General features: G+C 36.6%; 20 protein-coding genes and 1 other RNA gene. 14 read left to right on the plus strand and 7 right to left on the minus strand.

All coding sequences use genetic code 11. From position 1 onward, the window contains the following. Positions 1 to 75: 75 nt before the first annotated feature. The 6 genes from phoU to gshB all read right to left on the minus strand — a co-directional run bounded on the left by phoU (position 76) and on the right by gshB (position 6,578). Complete coding sequence (gene phoU, locus ACFINU_RS03130) at positions 76 to 798, minus strand: phosphate signaling complex protein PhoU (RefSeq protein WP_375618023.1); 723 nt, start codon at positions 796 to 798, stop codon at positions 76 to 78. Positions 799 to 819: 21 nt separating this feature from the next. Next, a complete protein-coding gene (gene pstB / locus ACFINU_RS03135; RefSeq protein ID WP_375611792.1) occupies positions 820 to 1,578 on the minus strand; it encodes a phosphate ABC transporter ATP-binding protein PstB in 759 nt (252 codons plus the stop codon). Positions 1,579 to 1,629: 51 nt separating this feature from the next. After that, on the minus strand, positions 1,630 to 2,919 hold the full coding sequence (gene pstA, locus ACFINU_RS03140) for a phosphate ABC transporter permease PstA (protein ID WP_375618024.1): 1,290 nt from the start codon (positions 2,917 to 2,919) through the stop codon (positions 1,630 to 1,632). After that, positions 2,916 to 4,376, minus strand: coding sequence for a phosphate ABC transporter permease subunit PstC (pstC, locus tag ACFINU_RS03145; protein WP_375618025.1), 1,461 nt, complete (start codon positions 4,374 to 4,376; stop codon positions 2,916 to 2,918). The genes pstA and pstC overlap by 4 nt, the downstream gene beginning before the upstream one ends. Positions 4,377 to 4,451: 75 nt before the next feature. Continuing rightward, a complete protein-coding gene (locus tag ACFINU_RS03150) occupies positions 4,452 to 5,498 on the minus strand; it encodes a substrate-binding domain-containing protein (RefSeq protein ID WP_375618026.1) in 1,047 nt (348 codons plus the stop codon). Between the two features lie 132 nt (positions 5,499 to 5,630). Continuing rightward, complete coding sequence (gshB, locus tag ACFINU_RS03155) at positions 5,631 to 6,578, minus strand: glutathione synthase (RefSeq protein WP_375618027.1); 948 nt, start codon at positions 6,576 to 6,578, stop codon at positions 5,631 to 5,633. An 87-nt stretch (positions 6,579 to 6,665) separates the two neighbouring features. Between gshB and ACFINU_RS03160 the strand changes: the two genes are divergently transcribed. Beyond that, positions 6,666 to 7,460 (plus strand): molybdopterin-synthase adenylyltransferase MoeB, encoded by a 795-nt coding sequence (locus tag ACFINU_RS03160; RefSeq protein ID WP_375618028.1) that lies wholly within the window; start codon positions 6,666 to 6,668, stop codon positions 7,458 to 7,460. Between the two features lie 938 nt (positions 7,461 to 8,398). Here the strand turns inward: ACFINU_RS03160 and ACFINU_RS03165 are convergent. Then, positions 8,399 to 8,962 (minus strand): c-type cytochrome, encoded by a 564-nt coding sequence (locus ACFINU_RS03165; RefSeq protein ID WP_375618029.1) that lies wholly within the window; start codon positions 8,960 to 8,962, stop codon positions 8,399 to 8,401. A 104-nt stretch (positions 8,963 to 9,066) separates the two neighbouring features. On the opposite strand from ACFINU_RS03165, the gene ACFINU_RS03170 reads away from it, so the two are divergent. From ACFINU_RS03170 to ybeY, 13 genes are all read left to right on the plus strand, one after another. Further along, positions 9,067 to 9,798 (plus strand): 3-deoxy-manno-octulosonate cytidylyltransferase, encoded by a 732-nt coding sequence (locus ACFINU_RS03170; RefSeq protein WP_375618030.1) that lies wholly within the window; start codon positions 9,067 to 9,069, stop codon positions 9,796 to 9,798. Further along, positions 9,795 to 10,658, plus strand: a complete 864-nt coding sequence (locus ACFINU_RS03175; RefSeq protein WP_273790573.1) for a prephenate dehydratase — start codon at positions 9,795 to 9,797, stop codon at positions 10,656 to 10,658. Before ACFINU_RS03170 ends, ACFINU_RS03175 begins: the two co-directional genes overlap by 4 nt. A gap of 537 nt (positions 10,659 to 11,195) precedes the next feature. Beyond that, positions 11,196 to 11,603, plus strand: coding sequence for a hypothetical protein (locus ACFINU_RS03180; RefSeq protein ID WP_375618031.1), 408 nt, complete (start codon positions 11,196 to 11,198; stop codon positions 11,601 to 11,603). Positions 11,604 to 13,196: 1,593 nt separating this feature from the next. Further along, positions 13,197 to 13,294: signal recognition particle sRNA small type (ffs, locus tag ACFINU_RS03185), an RNA gene on the plus strand. A 224-nt stretch (positions 13,295 to 13,518) separates the two neighbouring features. After that, positions 13,519 to 15,459 (plus strand): DNA polymerase III subunit gamma/tau, encoded by a 1,941-nt coding sequence (locus tag ACFINU_RS03190; protein WP_375618032.1) that lies wholly within the window; start codon positions 13,519 to 13,521, stop codon positions 15,457 to 15,459. A gap of 14 nt (positions 15,460 to 15,473) precedes the next feature. Beyond that, entirely contained in the window at positions 15,474 to 15,797 is a 324-nt protein-coding gene (locus ACFINU_RS03195) for a YbaB/EbfC family nucleoid-associated protein (protein WP_375606797.1), read from the plus strand. A 30-nt stretch (positions 15,798 to 15,827) separates the two neighbouring features. Further along, the gene (gene recR, locus ACFINU_RS03200; RefSeq protein WP_273790577.1) at positions 15,828 to 16,433 is read left to right on the plus strand and encodes a recombination mediator RecR; all 606 of its coding nucleotides are present in this window, start codon (positions 15,828 to 15,830) and stop codon (positions 16,431 to 16,433) included. Between the two features lie 69 nt (positions 16,434 to 16,502). Continuing rightward, the gene (locus ACFINU_RS03205; RefSeq protein WP_375618033.1) at positions 16,503 to 17,531 is read left to right on the plus strand and encodes a YeiH family protein; all 1,029 of its coding nucleotides are present in this window, start codon (positions 16,503 to 16,505) and stop codon (positions 17,529 to 17,531) included. 736 nt (positions 17,532 to 18,267) lie between these two features. Beyond that, positions 18,268 to 18,954: a tRNA (adenosine(37)-N6)-threonylcarbamoyltransferase complex dimerization subunit type 1 TsaB gene (gene tsaB / locus ACFINU_RS03210; protein ID WP_375618034.1), complete on the plus strand. Its 687-nt coding sequence runs from the start codon at positions 18,268 to 18,270 to the stop codon at positions 18,952 to 18,954. Further along, entirely contained in the window at positions 18,954 to 19,445 is a 492-nt protein-coding gene (gene rimI, locus ACFINU_RS03215) for a ribosomal protein S18-alanine N-acetyltransferase (RefSeq protein WP_375618035.1), read from the plus strand. Before tsaB ends, rimI begins: the two co-directional genes overlap by 1 nt. A 31-nt stretch (positions 19,446 to 19,476) precedes the next feature. Further along, positions 19,477 to 20,853, plus strand: coding sequence for a tRNA (N6-isopentenyl adenosine(37)-C2)-methylthiotransferase MiaB (gene miaB / locus ACFINU_RS03220; RefSeq protein WP_375618036.1), 1,377 nt, complete (start codon positions 19,477 to 19,479; stop codon positions 20,851 to 20,853). Between the two features lie 159 nt (positions 20,854 to 21,012). Next, on the plus strand, positions 21,013 to 22,113 hold the full coding sequence (locus ACFINU_RS03225) for a PhoH family protein (RefSeq protein WP_375618092.1): 1,101 nt from the start codon (positions 21,013 to 21,015) through the stop codon (positions 22,111 to 22,113). A 20-nt stretch (positions 22,114 to 22,133) separates the two neighbouring features. Further along, complete coding sequence (gene ybeY / locus ACFINU_RS03230) at positions 22,134 to 22,601, plus strand: rRNA maturation RNase YbeY (protein WP_375618037.1); 468 nt, start codon at positions 22,134 to 22,136, stop codon at positions 22,599 to 22,601. The last annotated feature ends 81 nt before the right edge of the window (positions 22,602 to 22,682 follow it).

Genomic DNA, 22,682 nt, shown 5'->3' on the forward strand with positions numbered 1-22,682 from the left:
TTATTCTTTCTATAGCTGCACTATAAGAGAATACTCATATATCTACAAACTGATTTTATATATATAAGAGAAATTTTAATCTATTTTCTTCTCACCTACCCCAACTTTATAAGTAAGGTCATCGCGAGGACGATCAGAGGACATATGGTAACCCGTTATGATATAATGCAGCATTTCAGCAATATTAGTAACATGATCACCAATTCGTTCAATATTCTTTAAACAAAAAAGTAAGTGCGTACAAACCGTAATATTGCGCACATCTTCCATCATATACGTCAAAAGTTCACGAAAAAGAGAAGTATACAAAGCATCAATCTTCTCATCACGCTCACGCACGGCGTCAACACGCTCTAATAGGCGACTCGTATAAGCATTTAAGACTTCTTTTAATTGATTGAGTGCTAAAGCTGTAATCTTTTCAAGCCCATGATAAACAGAAGCAGATTGACGTATTTCTGAAAGTGCAACAGTCCTTTTAGCAATGTTTTTTGCCATATCCCCAATCCGTTCAAGATCAGAAGAAATACGAATGGCTCCAATAATTTCACGCAAATCGACAGCCATCGGTTGGCGTTTGCAAATAATAGCAACCGCTTTTTCATCAATGTCACGTTCTGCTTCATCTAAAAACACATCATCGGCAATCACTGTCGTTGCAAGTTGAAGATCACTACACACAACCGATGCGACAGAACGTTCAATCATCCTTTCTGCATGGCTCCCCATTTCTGTAATCCTTACTCTTAAATATTTTAGTTCTGCATCATAAGAACGGACAGTATGTTTCATAGACATATCTTACACTCCTCAATTCACCTATCCAAAACGCCCCGTAATATAATCTTGCGTCCGTTGCTCTTTTGGTGAGGTAAAGATCATTTCAGTCGCACCAACTTCTACCAAATGCCCTAAATGAAACATAGCCGTATATTGAGAAACACGTGCGGCCTGTTGCATGGAATGCGTTACGATAACAATTGTATAATTTTGCCGTAACGCATCGATAAGCTCTTCAATCCGTGCTGTCGCAATGGGATCAAGAGCTGAACATGGCTCATCCATCAAAATAACTTCAGGACTAACCGCAATAGCACGTGCAATACACAAACGCTGTTGTTGTCCCCCTGATAAACTTGTTCCAAGATCATGAAGGCGGTCTTTTACTTCTTCAAACAAACCTGCCTGCCTCAAACTCTTTTCAACGACATCATGCAATTCAGAGCGTGTTTTAACTAAACCATGAATGCGTGGACCATACGCAACATTCTCAAATATAGATTTTGGAAAAGGGCTGGGCTTTTGAAAAACCATTCCAACACGAGCGCGCAATTCTACAACATCAATCCGTGTGTCATAAATATTCTCCCCATCTAAGGTAATAAGACCAGTTGTTTTAGCGCCTTCAATTGTATCATTCATACGGTTAAAACAACGCAAAAAAGTTGACTTTCCGCATCCTGATGGACCAATCAAAGCAGTTACTTGATGTTCCGGAATATCAAGTGTAATACCGTGGAGTGCTTCTTTATCTCCGTAAGAAACCTTCACATCCTGACCGCGCATTTTAATCTTCATTACAAAAATTCACCTTACAAAAATCTTATCAAAGCTGTTGTTTTATTAAAATTACTGGCGGCGTTCAAATCGTCGACGTAAAAAAAACGCAGAAATATTCATGATCGCAAGAAAAATCATCAATACAATAATAGCACCTGATGTCTTTTCAACAAAAGCACGCTCTGCTTCACCTGCCCACATAAAAATTTGAACAGGCAAAGCCGTTGCTGGATCCATGGGGGTCGTAGGAATATTAACAACAAAAGCAACCATTCCAATCAAAAGCAAAGGAGCTGTTTCACCCAAAGCCTGAGCGACTCCAATAATTGTGCCTGTCAAAATGCCAGGCGCAGCTAAAGGAACAACATGATGAAAAATCATTTGTGTTTTTGATGCTCCCAACCCCAAAGCTGCAGAACGAATAGAGAGAGGAACAGCACGCAGAGCAGAACGTGTTGCAATAATGATCGTGGGAAGAGTCATGAGCGCTAAAACAAGACCACCAACAAAAGAAGCTGAACGTGGTAATCCTAAAAAATTAACAAAAAAAGAGAGTCCTAAAAGACCAAACACAATTGAAGGAACAGCTGCAAGATTATTGATATTAACCTCTATAAAATCTGTAAATTTATTTTTGCGTGCATATTCTTCTAAATAAAGAGCCGTTGCTATACCTATTGGAAGTGAAACTAATAAAACGATGCCTATCATATAAAGAGAACCAATGATCGCAACACCTAATCCCGCAGTCTCAGGACGACTTGAAGCGCCAAATGTAAAAAAACCAATATTAAATGTTTTATAAAGCGTACCATCATGCGCTAAACGCTTTATCCATTCTATTTGTCGATTAGAAACTTTACGGTTTTTTTCTGCTACACGCAGATCAATCTGTCCCTTATAAGCAGAATCAATATCCGCAGATGCCAAAACTTTAACTTTTTGCATTGTGCCAATCAGTTTTGGATTCTTTGTCACCATTTCACGCAGTTGAACACGGACACCATTTGAAAACATACGGTTAACGTCCAAAAGAGAGGCTCGATCATTTTGATTGATATTAAGTTTCTTCGCTAAAGCATTGCGTACAAGAAGTGGATAATTCGCCGTCATGAGCACTTGTGGTTTTGTTTTACGTTGACTACTTGGATCAATGATCTTTTCATCCAAATAAATCGATAATGTCATTTCACTTTGAAAAAAAGCTGTATAACCCTGACTAATGATAGACCATAAAAGCGTAAATAAAAAAAATAAACCAATAAAAATGGCAATCAAACCATAGGCACGAAAACGACGTTCAGCCCAATACCGACGCTTGAGACTAATATTGCGACGAGGAAAAAAATCTTCATTCATTCATATTGTTCCCGATATTTACGCACAATATAAAGAGCTAGAATATTCATCAAAAGTGTCATAACAAAGAGCGTCATCCCTAAGGCAAAAGCCACCAGAGTTTGTGGAGAATTAAACTCAAAATCACCGGTCAATTGATTAACAATCTTAACAGTCATCGTAGTCATTGCTTCGAAAGGATTGAGTGTTAAGTTTGCTGCAACACCTGCCGCCAAAACCACAATCATTGTTTCTCCAATTGCACGCGATGCCGTCAACAAAATGGCCCCCATAATCCCTGGAAGCGCTGCTGGTATAACAACTTTTTTAATTGTTTCAGATTGCGTTGCGCCTAAACCATAAGAACCTTCACGTAAAATGCGTGGAACAGCCGTAATAACATCATCCGATAAAGAGGAAACAAAAGGTATCAACATAATTCCCATCACAACTCCAGCGGTCAAAACACTTTGTGCCATAATAAAACCAACCCCATCTGAGAGAGAAACAGAAAGATCACGTAAAAATGGTCCCACAACCTTCAAAGCAAAAAAACCATAAACAATGGTTGGGATGCCAGCAAGAACTTCCAACAATGGTTTTACAATTGCTCGCAATCGCGCAGAAGCATACTCCGCCATATAAAGAGCTGAAAATAGTCCTATAGGTACAGCAAAAAGCATGGCAACAAATGCAATATAAAGCGTACCAGCAAGAAGCGGTATTAAACCAAATTGTCCTACTTCATCGCTGGAACCGCTCGCGGAAAAACGCGGATCCCAAACTGTTCCTAAAAAGAAATTTGAAAAGGATACAGACTGAAAAAAGCTTACTGTCTGAAAAAGCATAGAAAGCGCAATGGCTACTGTTGTCAAGACAGCAACAATAGATGCACAAATCAATCCAATAATAATAAAAGATTCAACCTTATTACGGGCACGTTGATGAGGCGCAATTTGCATCATTCCACAGATAAAACCAAAGGACGCAATAGCAAAAAGGAAAACATAACCTATAAACTTAAGCTTTTCAGAAGAGAATACCCACGACTGTGCTATTTCGAACACATCATCCGATGCTTCATCGGGTAAAATCAATCCCTTCGCGAATAATTGTGCCTGCACTTCCTTATAGGAAGCGGTAGAAAGATTCCCCTCAAAACGATGAATCTTTTTGACGAGACTTCGAAGTGTCTCCCAAAGTAGATCGTGATTTACAGGCTCTGTTACATGCGCACTATACGCCCCCAGCTCTCGAGAAGCATTATATTCTAAATAAATTGTACTCCCAGCATCCCAAACAATTAAAAAAATAAAAGCTGGAATAACAGTAATCAAAAATGTCCACCAGCCATAATAATACGCACGAGAATGCATTTTATGTTGTCTGTATTCAAGAATGCGTGCTCGCATATAAGAAATACAAAAGCCACAAAATCCAAAAATCAATAATAGCAAAACAATGAAGGAAATGCGCATTTTATCTTTCAGTTTTTATAAAAAAATAGCACCCAAATTTCCTATCTCAGAAATCCAACAAATTTTCCCTGCAAATTATTTCAATGTCATTACTCGACCAGCAGAAAAATCAGAACGCTGTGCTTGACGTTCCTTTTCAGGAGAAACAATCAAACCATATTCAGCCAAAGGACCCTCTGGACCAATCATTTGATCAGAAAGAAAAAAATCAACATACTCTCGCAAACCTGAAATAATACCTAAATGTGCTTTCTTAATATAGAAAAAAAGCGGACGAGAAACTGGATATTGTCCACTAGAAATCGTCTCAACTGTTGGCGCAAAACCGTTAATATCGGCAACCTTTAGCCTATCAGCATTATTTTGATAAAACGACAAACCAAAAATACCAACCCCTGTTTTATTAGAAGTTAGACGCGCAAATGTTTCAGAATAATCACCATCAATATCAACCGCTTTTCCATCCTTACGTACCGCAATACAAGCAGTGTGTATCTCCTTATCATCCATTCCTAAAGACTTCATCACCTCAACTGCCCCACTCTCTTTACACCCCTTAGTAAGTAATTTTTCCTCAAAAACTTCACGTGTCCCATGCTTCTCTCCAGGAATATACGCTGCTATCGTCCAATCAGGAAGAGCACTATTAACTGCACTCCATTTCAAAACATTATTCGGTTGCAACTTTCCGTCTATAATAATTCGAGCAGCAAGGGCTTTATAAACATCTACTGGCTGTAATTTCCAATCAGGCCCCTTAATATCAGTTGCAAAAACAATGCCATCATACCCAATACGTATTTCCTCAACATCTTTTACACCAGCATCAAAACAAGACTGTAATTCACTCGGTTTCATTGCTCGCGAAGCATTAACAATATCAACAGTGTTCTCCCCAATACCACGGCAGAATTCCTTAATACCAGCTCCTGTTCCTCCCGATTCGATAACAGGAACCTTAAAATGGGGATAAATTTCTCCAAATGTTTCAGCAACAATCTTTTGATAAGGTAAAACTGTAGATGAACCAGTAATCTGTATTTGATCGCGCGCATTGCCTCCATTTACTGACAGCAGTAGCGCAAAAATCAATCCCACTCCAATTGATAATACTTTGTTCATCTATAAACTCCCTAAAATTGAAAACAAAGCCTCTTAATTTATATCATACGGTCATTCTAGTTCACATTTGCAACATAACAAATATAAAAAACAACATGGATCATTTTTTTAAAACCATGTTTTTGTCCTCTGTCAAATAAATTCATTTGAACGCTTGAACTCAATAACATCCCAAAACAAATGAGCAACATCTATACCGCAGAAGCGTTTAATTTCACGAATTCCCGTAGGAGACGTCACATTAATTTCTGTTATATAATCTCCAATCACATCAATCCCCACAAAAAGAAGACCGCGTTCCTTTAAGGCTGGACCAATGCGTTCACAAATTTCATAATCACGTTTTGTTAACTCCACATTTTCCGCGCGACCTCCAACATGCATATTAGAGCGCACATCTGTTTCTGTCGGAATTCGATTAATAGCTCCAACAGGTGTACCATCAAGCAAAATAATCCTTTTATCTCCTTTTCGTACTGCCTCTAAATAGCGCTGAACAATAAAAGGTTCGTGATAAATTTCTGCAAATATTTCCAACAATGATGCTAAATTGCGATCATCTTGTTTTAAATAAAAAATACCAGCGCCCCCATTTCCATAAAGTGGTTTAACAATAATATCGCCAAATGTCTCTCTAAAAGCTGTTATTTCTTCAATATTTTTGGTAATTAATGTTTCTGGCATCAGATCAGAAAATTCAGTAACAAAAATTTTTTCTGGACTGTTGCGTACCCATGCCGGATCATTTACAACGAGTGTTTTAGGATGAATACGTTCTAACAAATGAGTTGTTGTGATATAATTGAGATTAAAAGGTGGATCTTGGCGTAAAAGAACCACATCCATATCTGTTAATTCCGTACGAACAGGCTTTTCTAATCGATAGTGGCTTCCCTCTTTATCATGTACAATCAATGGCTCTAGTCGTGCAATCACACAACCATCGTATAGAGATAAACGATCTGGTGTATAATGGAAGAGAGAGTGTCCACGTTCTTGGGCTGCTAAAGCGAGTGCAAATGTCGTATCTCCTTGAATCCGAACTGTTGAAATATGATCCATCTGAATGGCAATTTTCATAAATAAATCCTCTCTATCCTAAAAGCAGACTGGTCTATGCATCATAAACTTAGTAAACAATAAAAGAACTATGACAAGAGAAAATTTATGACACAAGAAACAAATATAAAATTAAACAACAAAGAAATCGAACGCTATGCACGCCATATCATTTTGCCTGAGATTGGTGGTGCAGGGCAACAAAAGCTAAAAAAAGCACGTGTTCTTGTTGTAGGCGCTGGTGGTCTTGGTGCTCCTGTCTTAACCTATTTGGCTGCCGCAGGTGTTGGAACTCTTGGAATTGTCGATAACGACATCGTTTCACTTTCCAATTTACAACGCCAAGTTATTCATAAAACAAATGCAATCAAAAAAAGTAAAACAGACAGTGCTGAAACCACTATAAAAGCAATAAATCCCCATGTTATAGTTGAAAAACACACTCTACGCTTAGACAAAAGTAATGTGGATAAACTGCTCAATGCTTACCACATAATTGTTGATGGAAGTGATAATTTTACCACACGCTATCTTCTTGCTGATCACGCTGCCCAATGTAAAAAACCTTTAATAAGTGGTGCTGTAGAACGTTTTAATGGCTCATTAACCGTCCTTATGCCATATAAAGACAATAATCCTCACTATCGCGATTTATTCCCCACCTCTCCAGCTCACGGGACTATCCCAACATGCGCTGAAACTGGAATCATCGGTGTTTTACCTGGCGTTATTGGAACCCTACAAGCAATGGAAGTTATTAAAATGATCACAAAAATCGGAGAGCCATTAGTAGGAAAGATTCTTCTCTATAATGGATTATTAGCGCAATTTAACATTATTACTTATAAACGCTCAAATTATAAAGAAAATGCCGTAGCTCTTAAGAATCTTGGAGAATCTTGATGATGTTCTCTCTTCCACTAATTTTTAGCACTCTCGCAATATGTATTGAAATACTAATATTTTATCGCAAGTTATTTTATCGCAAGTCATCGAAACATTGTAACCAATGAAACCTATTAAATTTATCACAAATATGGAAAACCTTTTGTGAAAAAATAATTCTCTATAATGGATTATCATCATAATTTCATGTCATCGTCTATAAATGGACAGAGACTCGTGGGAACGTAGCTGCTATCAGTATTCTTGTGTAAAAAATTTTCGACGTAGATAAAAATACAATCAGCAGAACTCTATTCAACTATTTTACTATTCACACATAAAAATTGTTTCACATGAAAGTGCTTACTTCAAACCATAACCTATAAATAAATAATCTAAGTTATATTTTAGTGATCGATACTATAAAAGGTCAATGATCTGTCCATACATCTCTAACCTCAAGAGAAAACGTCTATTCATCAAGCATCATAAAATGCAGCTTAGGATTATTGCACGTATAAGAACAATCAATTATCTCTGTTCATAAGAAAAATACATGGGAATTGATGTAAAAGTACATAGGGATTGATGTGTATAGAAGGATTGAGATAAACTTCATGGAGAGCTTTAATTACATAATTATTGCATTCAGAAGCAGAAAGCTGCGGCTCATGAATTGATAATCCTTCAGCAATAATTTCACAGACAAGTATATGTAGAAAAAGTGAAGCACACAAATCTTGAAAACCAATCCGCAGATGACAGCGTAAAGAGTGCATTTTTATATAAGAGCTCTTTAAAATAAGCGAGTCAATATGCAATGTTAAATGTGTTCTGTTTTGCGTGAGGGGCGTTCCCCCTAACAAAACATCAATAAGAGCTCTTTTTATAAAACTATGAAACTAAAATTACAAAAAAATCAGACTTCTTTCTAAAGTTAACATCTATGGTATAAGTTAATTTGGCTCGTTCGCTTTATTATTATCCATTGGTAAAGGAACAGGATGATCGGATAAACTGCGTAAATAAAGCAAAAGATCGGCACGATCTTGGTCATTTTTAATTCCACGAAAAGACATAATAGTCCCAGGAAAAGCTTCACGTGGAGAACGTAGATAACGATCCAAAGTGATAAAATCCCATTTTTGATCAGAATGAGCACGCAATGCCCGTGAATAAGTAAAACCTGCTGCTGATGCCAAAGGGCGGTCAACAATCTTCCAGAGAACTGGACCAACACGCCCTGCTTCATTGCGTCCAGAAGTATGGCATATGGCACATTGGCGAAAAATTTTACGGCCATTTTCAAAATTGCCTTGTTGAAGGCGGCTATTTAGTGATAGGGAAACATCAGGTGCTTTTTGTTTTTCTTGAAATATATCATTCTTGGCAACTGTATGATGATATTGGACTGATGTAGGATGATCGTAAACTATATTGCTGAGTGTGAAAATCCCCACAATAGCAACCAGCACACATAAACAAGCACAAATAAAATAAATAAATCTCGGGCGATTCATAAAAACTCAAATGTTCACGGTTTCATTACAATTTTTAGTTTAAGCTTTTTCTTTATAACACACAATATCATAAATGCATCACAAATGACATTGGGAATCTTACAATGGCTCTTGAACCAATTATTCTTATTCCTGCCCGTATGGGCTCAACCCGTCTTCCTCAAAAAGCTCTCGCTGAAATTGGCGGAAAACCGATGATTGTTCATGTCGCAGAACAAGCCAAAAAAGCTGGAATAGGACGTACAATCGTTGCAACAGATCATAATGATATCGCTAAAGCTGTTGCAGATTATGGGCATGAATATATCATAACACGAGGTGATCATAAGTCTGGATCTGATCGTATTTATGAAGCTTTAGTGCGCATTGATCCTGAACAACGCTACAACGCCATTTTAAATATACAAGGTGACCTACCAACAATCATGCCTCGTGAAATCATTCGTGCACTACGCCCTTTAGAAAATAGCTTTACTGATATTGCAACCTTGGGTGCTCAAATCATTGAAGAAAATGAAACAAGAGATCCCAACGTTGTCAAAATCATTGGTACACCGCTTTCTCAAAATCGCCTTCGTGCTCTTTACTTTACGCGCGCCAAAGCACCTTATGGAGAGGGTCCTCTTTATCACCATATTGGAATATACGCCTATAGGCGCGAAGCACTTGAGAAATTTGTATCATTCAAACCCTCACCACTTGAGAAACGTGAAAAACTTGAACAATTACGTGCATTAGAAAACAATATGCGTATTGATGTGGAAATAGTCGATACAATTCCCTTAGGTGTAGATACACAACATGATCTCGATAGAGTTTGTGAGATTTTAGCATGAAAATACTTAAAAAAACTAATAAAATTTCTTTCCAAGGAGAATACGGCGCTAATTCCCATATTGCTTGCTCCAATATGTTCCCCAATATGGATGCTGTTCCCTCTGCTACTTTCGAAGACGCCCTTAATTTAGTGGAAAGCGGGAAAGCTGATCTTGCTATGATCCCTATTGAAAATACCCTTGCGGGACGCGTTGCAGACATTCATCATCTTTTACCGCAGTCATCTCTTTATATTATTGATGAATATTTTTTACCTATCCATTTTCAACTCATGGTTTTGCCCGGCGTTACACATGACGAAATTAAAACCGTCCACAGCCATACGCATGCCCTTGCACAATGCCGAAAAATCATACGAAACAACGGTTGGAAACCTGTTGTTTCTGCTGACACCGCTGGAGCTGCAAAATTTATTAAAAAAAATGCTAAACGTTCACAGGCTGCCTTAGCACCTTTAATCGCAGCAGAACTCTATGGACTTGATATTCTTGAAAGAGATGTTGAAGATAACCCTCATAATATTACCCGTTTTGTCATCCTTTCACGCTCCAAACGGCATGTCCCCAAACCTCAAAATGGCGAAAAAATCATCACCAGTCTTCTTTTTCGAGTGCGCAATGTCCCCGCTGCTCTCTATAAAGCTATGGGAGGATTTGCAACGAATGGTATCAATATGACAAAATTAGAAAGCTATCAAATTGGTGGAAATTTCAATGCAACACAATTCTTTGTTGATATTGAAGGACATCCTGAAGACCCGATGATGAAACTTGCCTTAGAAGAATTATCTTTCTTTTCTGCAGAACTGCGTATTATCGGTACTTATCCAGCACAAAACGATCGAACATCGTATATATAAAAGCAATTAAGCTGCCATCATTTTTATTGATATCAAAAAACATCATAAAAATTTCATAATGCAACCCATCTTGAAAGGGCTCGTTTTTTTCTACTCAACACCCTTCATAAACACTGAAGAAGAAAAAACAGCTCGTAATAGAATATATAAATTATTTTCATAATATTTTCTCACAAATTATATCATGATAAACCGCAATTCAACTCGTATAAAAACCAGTGTAAAAAAACACAGTAACCAAAAATAAAAACGCTTGTACCATCTATTTCCCTTTATATATTCAAAGAGAGCCTCTTGAGAAAAGTCATTTCCTCTGACAATATTCCAATAAAGATAACGAACTTCTAAATTAGCTCTCAAAACAATTCAAATTATTATACATAATAGAGCATTCGAATCTCTTAGATTAATATCATTCTAAACATGGTTTAAAACTAAAAAATGCAACTTAGCCCTGATTTTAGCGTTAAGTTTGAACTTGTATCTTTATAAAAACTGATTTATGATTCACCTCACTTTAGAAAAAAGGAGAGGATAATGAAAAAAGTCTTCACGCGAGGATTATTAGCCGCAAATATTCTCGCCTACTCTAGTGTTGCATTTGCTGGCTTTGGTGAAAAAAAATGGAATTTTGCGCGGGATGAAAGTGTTGTGATCACACCATCCTATACATTCCAGCAAGGAGTTGAATACTCTTGTAATACCTTTAAACCGAAGAAAGTATCCTTTACTTTATCATACTCTGCCCCTTCTGATTTAAACAAATTGAGAATTTTTGTTGATGATGAAAAAAAAATAACCCATGATAAAGAAAAGAAAATCTTTACCCTAAAAAATATAAAATCTCTTCATATAAGTTTTCCTTGGTCAGGACATTATATTTTTAAAAATATTACGAACAAAAAAGTTGTTGGAACAGATTGTGACACAGGAGATTATGATTAACAATATTTCTATAACATCTAAATTTGAGTAGAGTTATTCTTTTTTTCAGGTGTTTTTTTCAAAATACGGCATAATGAGCTATTAAAACTAATCGCTGAAGAGGTTATTTTTATACTAATATGGCAAACCTTAAGCTGCTCATAAGGTTAGATATTAAATAACTTTTGCGAAAACTAAAAGACTAAACTTAAATTGTTCTGTATTTTCTACTATCAGAGCTATTTTTTTAATAAGAATATAACTTCTATCTTCGCAACTGCTTTATTTTAAGTACTATAAAGCACATCGTACCCAAATCACTTAGATAAACAGAAAAGTAAAATTTGCATCTACAGATGCATTCCTCACTGCACTTTAAGTCATACTCATTCAGCTTTTTATAAAAATTTATCTCGCTTTTCCCTCCTTATTAAAGAATATAATTATTTGAAACTATAAAATGTCGCTTATATCGAATAAGAACCATTTTTATGCTTATAAAATCATTACCCTCTTATTTCTATAGCGTTTAATGTTGCATCTTCTCTTGCTGAGTACAATCCCTTAAAAATATATGAAATCTTTTCTCAAATAATGGAAATTCATATATTGATCCATTTTGTGATGAACATCAATGTTTTTTAATTAAAAGAACAAGCACGCAAAAAAAGAGCGATAACATTTATTTAGTATTTATATTCATATATGTTAAAAGCAAAAATATTACATATTTGATATTCTCATTCACTATAGAAATGAGGTGGGTTTCTTATACGATATTTAAGATATTGACTTATCATTATAAGATTTTGATTTTCTTATACTGAATTAAAACCACGAATAAAGTAAGATCCTCCCATCTTAAATCTCATATTGAAATCAATTAAATTTTTTTCCTTGAAAGTTACAAATGGGAGTGATGTGTGAGTAAAAACGATTAAAAAAGGAATAAAAATGCTTCTTATAAAGCCTCTCAAGTGCAAGGGATCGCAACATTGGAGTTGTTAAGTAGTATGAGGACTAAAGTTTATACTTTGTATTAAGCATAAAAGGGATAGTTCACAATGGACTTATATCTCAAGGAGAATATGTATACTATTTACGAGTAGATTTTGAAATATAGTTAAGAGTATTGAGCAATCGCTTTTTAAAAAGCCTGTGAATGTACAACATTAAATGTATTCCGTTTGGGATGTTCTGTTTTGTATAGAGGAACAACACCATTAAAGCAATATTTTATAATTATTTAAATAGCACTCTTCCACCTGACTTTCGAATGTTAGCCAATTACATGATCTATCTGCTTTATTTGCCTTTTTTATCGTTGCAAATTTTTAATCATTCAATTTCGTAGTTTTAGAACAGACGTACCTATCTTAAAACTCTTACGGATTTCAGCAGTATCATCATACATTCAGATTATCTTAAACGAAGAAAATATTTTTATACCCAATAAATATAAAGAGCTATTATTATGAATAACTGATAAATCCTCAACCTCTTTGTTGTTTATATGTTAATAAATTAAACGCAAAGGAAAATTCTTCATCGTTCTTATGATATTTTTTGTTTCTGAGCTTGATTTTTCATTCTAAATCGACAATATGGATTTTGGGAGGTTGGTGGTGGACGAACTACTCGCCAACTGGGTCAGGTCTGGAAAGAAGCAGCCCCAACGAGTTCTGGTACGGGTCATTGTTCCAACCTCCTATTTTGCTGAAGAAATTATTTTTTTATACTGTCTTTTAGCGAGGTATTTTTAATCTTCAGAGCGGCATTTGTATGCAGCAAATAAAGGGATTTTGTTGTTTTTAAACAAATTGCCCCATAAATAATTTGATTAAGAAAAAATCCTTTTATATGAGACTACAGTATTGATCTATGCTTTTGTATTATCAAAATGTACGCATAAAGAACTTCGAAGTTGGAAATATTCATGGAAAATTTACCGGTAGAAACAGCCTATCGTGTTCTTGCTCGTAAATATCGGCCCCAAAACTTCTCTGACCTCATTGGTCAGGAAGCTATGGTGCGTACTCTCACCAACGCCTTTGAAAAAGGTCGTATTGCACAAGCGTGGATGTTAACAGGGATTCGTGGCGTAGGTAAAACCACAACAGCACGTATTTTGGCACGTGCGCTTAATTATAAAACAAAAGATATTGACCAACCAACAACTGTATTGGACTCTCTTGGTGAACATTGCACACAAATTATCGAAGGGCGCCATATTGATGTTATAGAAATGGATGCCGCTTCTCATACGGGCATTGATGATATTCGTGAAATTATTGAACAAATACGCTATCGTCCTGTTTCTGCACGCTATAAAGTTTATATTATCGATGAAGTACATATGCTCTCAACACAAGCCTTTAATGGTTTATTGAAAACTCTTGAAGAACCACCTTCCCATGTGAAATTTATTTTTGCCACAACAGAAATTCGCAAAGTTCCTATTACAATTCTTTCGCGTTGCCAACGTTTTGATTTGCGACGTATTGAATCAAAAGCTTTGAGTGCACATTTGCGCCAAATTGCGAAATATGAAAAGGTAGAAGTAGAAGATCAAGCGCTCTCTATGATTGCCCGTGCTGCAGAAGGATCTGCACGTGATGCATTATCCATTTTTGATCAAGCAATCGCCCATAGCAATGGCAATGTTAATGCTATTGCGGTGCGTACAATGTTAGGATTAGCGGATCAAGCACGTATTATTGATCTTTTTGAAGATATCATGAAGGGCGATGTTGTCAATGCGTTACATGAATTACGCAGTCAATATGAAGCAGGTGCTGATCCTCTTACTATATTGACAGAACTAGCCGATTTTAATCATCTGGTCACACGTTTACGTTTTACACCAGAAATAGTGGAAGATTTCTCTCTGACTGAAGAACAACGTTTAAGAAGTTTAGACTTTTCAAAAAAACTTTCCGTTCCTATTTTATCCCGAAACTGGCAAATGTTACTCAAAGGTTTACAGGAAGTTAATCAAACTGCACGTCCTCTTCAAGCCGCTGAAATGCTTTTAATTCGTCTTGCTCACACGGCTGACTTACCAACTCTTGATGAGGCTTTAAAAAAGCTTACGCAAGAAAAAACGCCTCTCACACTGGTTAAAAATTCTTCTCATCAAGAATCTACAAATGCAAATAATATAACAAAAGAAACAATGGTCGGAGCCCATGCTTCCTCGAGCGTTTCAAATATATTAGCCGATCAATCAGATTTAAAAAGCTCTTTGAAAAACCAATTAGATCATTCCTTACAACCAGAAAATTTAGTTAAAAATCAAAACCATGACAAAATCAACGCCCAAGAAGTAACAGAAATTCTAGAAACTTCTCAATCTACTGATTTTTCTGAAAAGATTGCAAATTTATCGCATTCTGTCACGCAAACAACAGAAAAGATTACTGAACCTAAAACTCTCGTGATTAATTCTTTGCACGATATTGTTCAATTAGCCGAACAGCATAATGACGTTCCTTTCAAACTCCTTGTTAAAGAATTTGTTCATCCTGTTTCTTTTGAAGCTGGGCATATTACCTTGAGACTTTCTGAAAATACCCCACAATTTCTTGCTCATGATATAGAAAAAAAGATATCTCAATGGACTGAAAAACGCTGGACAATAACTTTTGTTAATGAAGGAGGTGGCCCAACCTTACAGGAGGAAAGTATAGCGATTCAAAAGACTCTTTTTTCCAATGCAGAAACAGATCCTGATATCGCGAAAATCCTCAATCATTTCCCAGAAGCAAAAATTGTCGATATTCGACTCAATAAAGAAGAAAATGATCTTGATTTACTCCCCAATACCTTTAAAAATGCTGATATTTTTAAAAATAAAAATGATATCAATGATGAATAAGGATACCTATTCCTATGCGTGAAATGATGAGCATGATGAAAAAAGCCAAAGAAATGCAAGAAAAAATGCAGAAGATTCAGGAGGAAATAGCTAATCTGCAAGCTGTGGGCACTGCAGGGGGTGGTCTCGTCAATATCACTTTAAATGGCAAAAATATTATAACAGCAATTCAAATTGATCCTTCATTACTCAAACCTGAGGAAGCTGAAATTCTTGAAGATCTCATTATGGCGGCTTATAATGAAGCAAGAACAAAAATCGAAGTCGCAATAGAAGAAAAAACCAAAAGTATGACCGCAGGGCTACCACTCCCATCAGGTTTCAAGCTTCCATTTTAATGAAACGGATTTTTTCCGTGGGACAAAAATATGTCTAAATACATTGCAGGACCTGAAATTGAACGTCTCATTCAGATTTTATCACGGTTACCAGGTCTTGGTCCACGTTCAGCACGTCGTGCTGCGCTTCATCTTATTAAAAAAAAAGAGACATTGCTGGAGCCTTTGGGAGCGGCTATACAAGCAGCTATAGAAAAAGTCGGCATTTGTTCTGTTTGTGGAAATGTCGATACCATTGATCCTTGTTCAATTTGCACAGATTTACGCCGCGATGATACAACAATCATTGTTGTTGAGGATATTGCTGATCTGTGGGCTCTTGAGCGCGCAAAAACTTTAGCCGCACGTTACCATGTGTTGGGTGGACGACTCTCTCCCTTAGATGGAATAGGCCCTGATGAACTCAATATTGCCACCTTAATACAACGTGTTGTACAAAACCCTATTACGGAGATTATTCTTGCTGTCAATGCGACTGTCGAAGGTCAAACAACTGCTCACTATATCACCGATCAGCTTTCCAATTTTCCAGTTAAAATTACGCGACTTGCTCATGGTGTCCCTGTAGGAGGCGAGCTTGATTATCTTGATGACGGAACTTTAGCAGCAGCTGTACAAGCAAGAACAAATCTTTAAAAATTTCTTTCTCTTACCTGTTATCTCGTTTTATTTACTATCATTTCTTTGTATGGGGAAAATATTCAAGTGATAAAGAAAAAACTCTCACTTTTAAACGACTTTGGTCCTGGTATTCTAGTATGTTTACTCATATCAGCCTTAGCTTATGGCTTAGAAGTCGTAGAAAAACAGCTTTTGGGACAAGCTTGGCTTGAAAGCCTTGTTTTGGCAATTCTTTTAGGATCGATTATTCGTAGTTGTTTTCCTTTGCCAACATATTTTCAAAAAGGTATCACCTTTTGCGCAAAAACACTTCTCGAAATTGCTATCGTTCTTCTAGGAGCAAGCATTAGCATTAACGCAGTCCTTTCAGCTGGCTGGAATTTGCTTGCTAGTATCATATTCGTGATATTCGTAACGATTATCCTGAGCTTTGCCATCGGCCGACTTTTCGGGCTTTCTACACACTTAGCAATGCTGGTCGCTTGTGGGAATGCTATTTGTGGCAATTCAGCTATTGTCGCCGTTGCACCTGTCATAAAAGCAAAACATGACGATGTAGCCGCGTCAATTGCCTTCACTGCTCTTTTAGGAATTCTTATTATTTTATTTCTACCCTTTTTACATCCGTCTCTGAATTTGTCATTTAGCCAATATGGTGTGCTTGCTGGTATGGTTGTTTATGCTGTACCACAGGTTTTAGCAGCAACAGCATCTGTCTCTTTTCTGAGTGTTCAAATTGCAACAATTGTCAAATTAGTACGGGTTCTCATGTTAGGCCCTGTTATTTTTACTCTATCAATCATTTATCGCCGATCAGCACAAACACGCTTGCGTTTACATACCCTCGTCCCATGGTTTATCATTGGCTTTATTATCATGATGCTTGTTCGCTCAAGTGGTCTTATCCCTGAAAAGGCTATCAATCCCATCAAATTTATTGCCCAGTTGTTTACTGTTATCTCAATGGCTGCACTAGGATTAGGTGTTGATATCCGATCACTAAAAAAAGCAGGATGGCGCGTCATTTTGGCTTCAACCTGCTCCATAATTATTCTCGGTATTTGTAGCCTTATCATGATACAATTGAATGATTTAAATCATATAACATTTTAAATGTGCATTGATTATTATTTTTTTCAACGTAGTATGCAATCAACCCAAAGTCCTCATTATTATTAAAATCAGTTCTTTCATAAACCAAAAAAAGTTCTAAAATACTGCTCATTATTCTATACAAAAAATTGAAAGAGCTGATATTTAAGTGAAAACTGTCAAATTTGCTTTTCAGTCCATAATGATTTGCAACAGAGTAGTATCGAAATAGGTAACTCATGCAAAATAATGCCATTTCTTTCATCTGCTCTCATTACGCTGAGGTTTTTATATAAAGACGGATAGAATATATTCTTATTTGGAAAAAATGTGGGGTCATAACTTTTCCTCTTTTAAATTACTTTTACTTACTATGTAATACAAGTGGCATCATCGTACTATTTGATAGCTTAAAAGTTGTGACAATCCTTACATTTAAACGATTCGTGAAAGGAGTTTTTATTCTTTTCTTCAACAGTTTTGATTCATACGCTAACTCCGCTTGTAATATACAAGCTAATAACTTTAATTGTTTCACCATAAGTAGATTTAAAATAAGAGAATCTTACAATACTCAAGATACTCATTCAAAAAGTGATAAAAATAAGGATTAAATCAACATCTCGTTCTATCCCATAAAAAGATATTGTTGCTTATTGGCACTAGTAACTTTCTTACAAATGAAATATACGATAATGAAAAGATTAAAAATACAGCAGGACTTTTATTTATCGTTTTATTCAACTAAAATATTTTTATGCTTATCCTTGCTATAGATACTGCTTCAATTTATTGTTCTGTTGCGCTTATTCGTCATAAATCTGTTATTGCGCGTATCAATGAGCGCATGAACAAAGGACATGCTGAAAAACTTATTGGGCAGATTACACAAATAATGACACAAGCCAATATGACGCTTGATCAAGTTGAGCGTATTGCTGTCAATATTGGACCTGGGTCATTTACTGGTGTACGTGTCGGTGTTGCAACAGCGCGCGCTTTGGCATTAGCACTTGAAATACCAGCTATTGGAGTGAGTGCTCTTGAAGCGTTAGCAGCACAAGTCATAAATAGTAAAAGTACAGCATCGGCAATTACTGTTGTCATTGAAGCAGGGAGAGGGATGTTCTACCATCAAAATTTTCATAATGATCTCACACCTTTGGAAGAGCCGGGATTAAAAACAATTGAAAATATCCTCGAAGATTTGCCAAAAAAAACCCGACTGACTGGCCCAGCTGCTGATGTCGTTGTGGAGCATGTTAAAAACCATAAAATATACGAAAAAATTGTCCTAGAAAAAATCCCCTGCGAAGCGGCCGATATTGTAAACTATGCTTATCTTGCTGCAAACAAACAATCAAAAAATTCACCTCGCCCACTCTATCTACGCAACGCTGATGCAAAACAACAAACCAATTTTGCTTTACCACAAAAAAAATAATGCCCAAATTTTCATTGACAAAAAAGAATTTTGGAATTGCTCCGCTACAAGTTAATGATAGTGCTTCTCTTCATAAAATTCATCAGCATTGTTTTACCCCTTCTTGGGAAAAACAAGCTTTTGATAATTTCTTAACAGATCACTCTATCTTCGGACACAAAGTTTTTCTCATTGATCGCTCTGATCAAATTTTAGGCTTTTGCCTATGCCGTCTCATCCTTGATGAAGCAGAAATCATCACAATTGCTGTTCATCCTCATTATCGTCAACAAGGAATTGGTACCTTTCTTATCGAAAGCACAGTTCACCATCTTCACGACAAGGGCGCCATAAAATTATTCTTGGAAGTAGAAGCCACAAATCTTTCTGCTTTGAACCTTTATCAACGCTTTGAATTTCAAAAAATTTCTGAACGTCTTGCCTACTACGCGTCAAAAAATGGTCGTGGTGATGCAATTATCATGCAAAAAACTTTTAAGCAAATAGATTGAGATTTGTGTAAAAAACATTTACACATCCGCTATGAATAAAGTAAATCCTAAAAATACGCCTCCTGTTGCTCCTAAAAAGGTTTTTATCAAAACCTATGGATGTCAAATGAACGTTTATGATAGCCAACGGATGACTGATAGTCTCAGTTCGCAAGGCTATGTGACAACACAAATTCCCAATGATGCCGATCTTATTCTTGTTAATACCTGTCATATTCGTGAAAAAGCAGCAGAAAAACTTTATTCTGATCTCGGTCGTTTGCGCGTTATGCGTCAAGAGCGCACACCTGATAAACCCCTTATGGTTGGTGTAACAGGTTGTGTTGCACAAGCTGAGGGAAGTGAAATCTTGCGCCGTGCTCCAACAGTGGATCTTGTTATTGGTCCGCAAATGTATCATCGCTTGCCAGAATTGTTAGAAAAAGCCAAACAAGGGAAAAAAATTATCGAAACAGACTATGCTGTTGAAGATAAATTTGCTCATTTGCCGCCCCATAATAAACATGCAGTAAGAAAACGAGGTGTTAGCGCATTTTTAACAGTACAGGAAGGTTGCGATAAATTTTGCACTTTTTGTGTTGTTCCGTACACACGCGGTGCTGAAATATCACGATCCGTTGAACAAATTACTGAAGAGGCCCTTCAACTCATCGAAGCGGGTGTCAAAGAAATTACGCTGCTTGGACAAAATGTCAATGGTTGGCATGGACAAAGTGCTGATGGCAAAACTTGGCGTCTTGGCGATCTTCTTTATCATCTCGCAAAACTCGATGGTTTAAAGCGTTTGCGTTACACAACCAGCCACCCACGTGATATGGATGATAGCCTTATTGCCGCGCATCGAGATCTTGATATGTTAATGCCTTACCTCCATCTTCCTGTTCAATCAGGTTCAGATCGCATCTTAAAAGCCATGAACCGACAACACAAAAGCTCTCATTATCTTCATCTTATCGAAAAAATTCGAACCGCACGGCCAGATATTGCCTTTTCAGGCGATTTTATTGTAGGGTTTCCAGGAGAAACAGATGAAGACTTTGAAGAAACCATTAAACTTATTCAACAAGTACAGTACAGTTCAGCTTATTCTTTTAAATATTCCCCCCGTCCTGGAACAGTGGGAGCCACAATGAAAAATCATGTTGATGAATCTGTAAAAGATGCCCGACTTCAACATTTACAAATCCTTCTCCTTGAGCAACAAAATGCATTTTTGCGTTCTAAAATTGGTCAAAAAACGAACGTTCTCATCGAAAAACCTGGACGTCACTCAGGGCAAATGGTAGGACGTTCCCCTTGGCTTTTACCTGTTGTCGTCGATACAGAAGCCTCTACAGGTAGCGTGATAGAAATTCATATTAAAAATGCAAGCTCAAACAGTTTTGTTGGTGAAGTGACAAATAGATAGACATGCCTCTAACACCTTGTTCACAATAAATATTTTGGAAAACTCTTTTATTTTAAAAGAAAATGATTACATCTAAAGCGTGCACTTTTTGTAAAAAATTGTCTTTTATAAAGTTTACTTAACAAAATGTGCAATATTTATGTAGATATGGAGAATAGGCTGAAAGCTTCAACCGAAAAAATAAAGCGTATTAAAGAAAAAGTAAATATGTCCCTTGAAAAGGCTGATACCTTGAAACAAACAAGCGCTTCAGATCTGAGCCAAGTTGTTTTGATTTTCGAAAATAATCAATATGCAAAAGCAGTTTTTGGTAAATTTGACGAAAATCTCGCTTATATCGAAAAAAAACTCGAACTTAGTATTCATCCGCGTGGTAATGAAGTCTTAATCCGTGGAAATATTTCCGTTATAAAACGTGCGCAATATGTATTGCAGCAGCTTTATAAACGTGCCAAAACACATCAAGAGCTCACTTTATCAGATATAAAAGGAGCGATTGCTATGGCAAATATACCAAAGAAGCAGAAAGAAGACACAATAACACACAAATCTGCAACGAAGCGTATACCAGCACGGTTGAGTACCCATAAAAAAATAATTCATGCAAGAACTCCAACACAAGACGCTTACATAAGTGCTATGGAGCATACTGAACTTGTGTTTGGTGTAGGACCAGCAGGAACAGGAAAAACGTATCTTGCTGTTGCTCATGCTGCAATGCTTCTAGAACGTGGTATCATTGAACGAATTATTCTCTCACGTCCGGCTGTTGAAGCTGGAGAACATCTTGGTTTTCTTCCCGGTGATCTCAAAGAAAAAGTCGACCCATATTTACGACCACTTTATGATGCTCTTTATGATATGATGCCCGCTGAAAAAATAGAACGCATTTTAGCTTCTGGTGTCATAGAAATTGCTCCTCTCGCCTTTATGCGCGGACGAACACTTGCCCATGCTGCTGTTATTCTTGATGAGGCACAAAATACTACGCCCATGCAAATGAAGATGTTCCTCACACGTCTTGGAGAAGGAACGCGTATGATCGTTACCGGTGACGTAAGCCAAATTGATTTGCCTACAGGGCAAAAATCAGGTCTCATTGAAGCAGTTCGCATTCTTTCAAATATAGAAAATATTGCAATTGTGCATTTTGATGAAAAAGATATTGTACGCCATCCACTTGTTGCTGCTATCGTTCGTGCTTATGATCGTGATTCCGAAATACAAAATAAAAAAAAATCATTCGCATGCGATGCATAAAAAAATGAATTTGATTCATCATGATTATTATTGATATAATGATTAAAAGCGCAGGGTGGAATGATGAGAAAATGCTTTATAATATCACTGAAAAAGCATTAATGACGACTATGCATCATGTTTCATTGGGAAATGCTGTAAGCGAGATTAGCCTGCTTTTTACGGATGATGAACATATGGCACAAATCAATGCACAATGGCGCAACAAAAACAAATCTACTAATGTACTATCCTTTCCTGCTTTTCCACTTAAAGCTGGAAATCGACCTGGTCCCATGCTCGGTGATATTATTATTGCCCGAGAAACTGTTGTTTTCGAAGCAGAGAAAGAAGGAAAAACATTTCAAGACCATTTAACACATATGATTGTTCATGGTATCTTGCATCTGCTTGGTTATGACCATGAAACTGATGATGAAGCATATAAAATGGAAAAGCTCGAAAGAGAAATTCTTCAAAAGCTTTCCATAAAAGATCCTTACGCATAATTGTCTATCAATGATAAAATTTAACTTTTAAAATCAATATTACCAGCATACCATTTAAAGCCTCTTATTTATCTGTTATAA

This window comes from Bartonella sp. AC130YNZD, from assembly GCF_042196865.1.
Classification (GTDB): domain Bacteria; phylum Pseudomonadota; class Alphaproteobacteria; order Rhizobiales; family Rhizobiaceae; genus Bartonella.

Coding starts and splice junctions, on each gene's coding strand:
- phoU (WP_375618023.1), bottom strand. CDS start 798: ATGTCTATGAAACATACTGTCCGTTCTTATGATGCAGAACTAAAATAT.
- pstB (WP_375611792.1), bottom strand. CDS start 1,578: ATGAAGATTAAAATGCGCGGTCAGGATGTGAAGGTTTCTTACGGAGAT.
- pstA (WP_375618024.1), bottom strand. CDS start 2,919: ATGAATGAAGATTTTTTTCCTCGTCGCAATATTAGTCTCAAGCGTCGG.
- pstC (WP_375618025.1), bottom strand. CDS start 4,376: ATGCGCATTTCCTTCATTGTTTTGCTATTATTGATTTTTGGATTTTGT.
- ACFINU_RS03150 (WP_375618026.1), bottom strand. CDS start 5,498: ATGAACAAAGTATTATCAATTGGAGTGGGATTGATTTTTGCGCTACTG.
- gshB (WP_375618027.1), bottom strand. CDS start 6,578: ATGAAAATTGCCATTCAGATGGATCATATTTCAACAGTTCGGATTCAA.
- ACFINU_RS03160 (WP_375618028.1), top strand. CDS start 6,666: ATGACACAAGAAACAAATATAAAATTAAACAACAAAGAAATCGAACGC.
- ACFINU_RS03165 (WP_375618029.1), bottom strand. CDS start 8,962: ATGAATCGCCCGAGATTTATTTATTTTATTTGTGCTTGTTTATGTGTG.
- ACFINU_RS03170 (WP_375618030.1), top strand. CDS start 9,067: ATGGCTCTTGAACCAATTATTCTTATTCCTGCCCGTATGGGCTCAACC.
- ACFINU_RS03175 (WP_273790573.1), top strand. CDS start 9,795: ATGAAAATACTTAAAAAAACTAATAAAATTTCTTTCCAAGGAGAATAC.
- ACFINU_RS03180 (WP_375618031.1), top strand. CDS start 11,196: ATGAAAAAAGTCTTCACGCGAGGATTATTAGCCGCAAATATTCTCGCC.
- ACFINU_RS03190 (WP_375618032.1), top strand. CDS start 13,519: ATGGAAAATTTACCGGTAGAAACAGCCTATCGTGTTCTTGCTCGTAAA.
- ACFINU_RS03195 (WP_375606797.1), top strand. CDS start 15,474: ATGCGTGAAATGATGAGCATGATGAAAAAAGCCAAAGAAATGCAAGAA.
- recR (WP_273790577.1), top strand. CDS start 15,828: ATGTCTAAATACATTGCAGGACCTGAAATTGAACGTCTCATTCAGATT.
- tsaB (WP_375618034.1), top strand. CDS start 18,268: ATGCTTATCCTTGCTATAGATACTGCTTCAATTTATTGTTCTGTTGCG.
- rimI (WP_375618035.1), top strand. CDS start 18,954: ATGCCCAAATTTTCATTGACAAAAAAGAATTTTGGAATTGCTCCGCTA.
- miaB (WP_375618036.1), top strand. CDS start 19,477: ATGAATAAAGTAAATCCTAAAAATACGCCTCCTGTTGCTCCTAAAAAG.
- ybeY (WP_375618037.1), top strand. CDS start 22,134: ATGATTATTATTGATATAATGATTAAAAGCGCAGGGTGGAATGATGAG.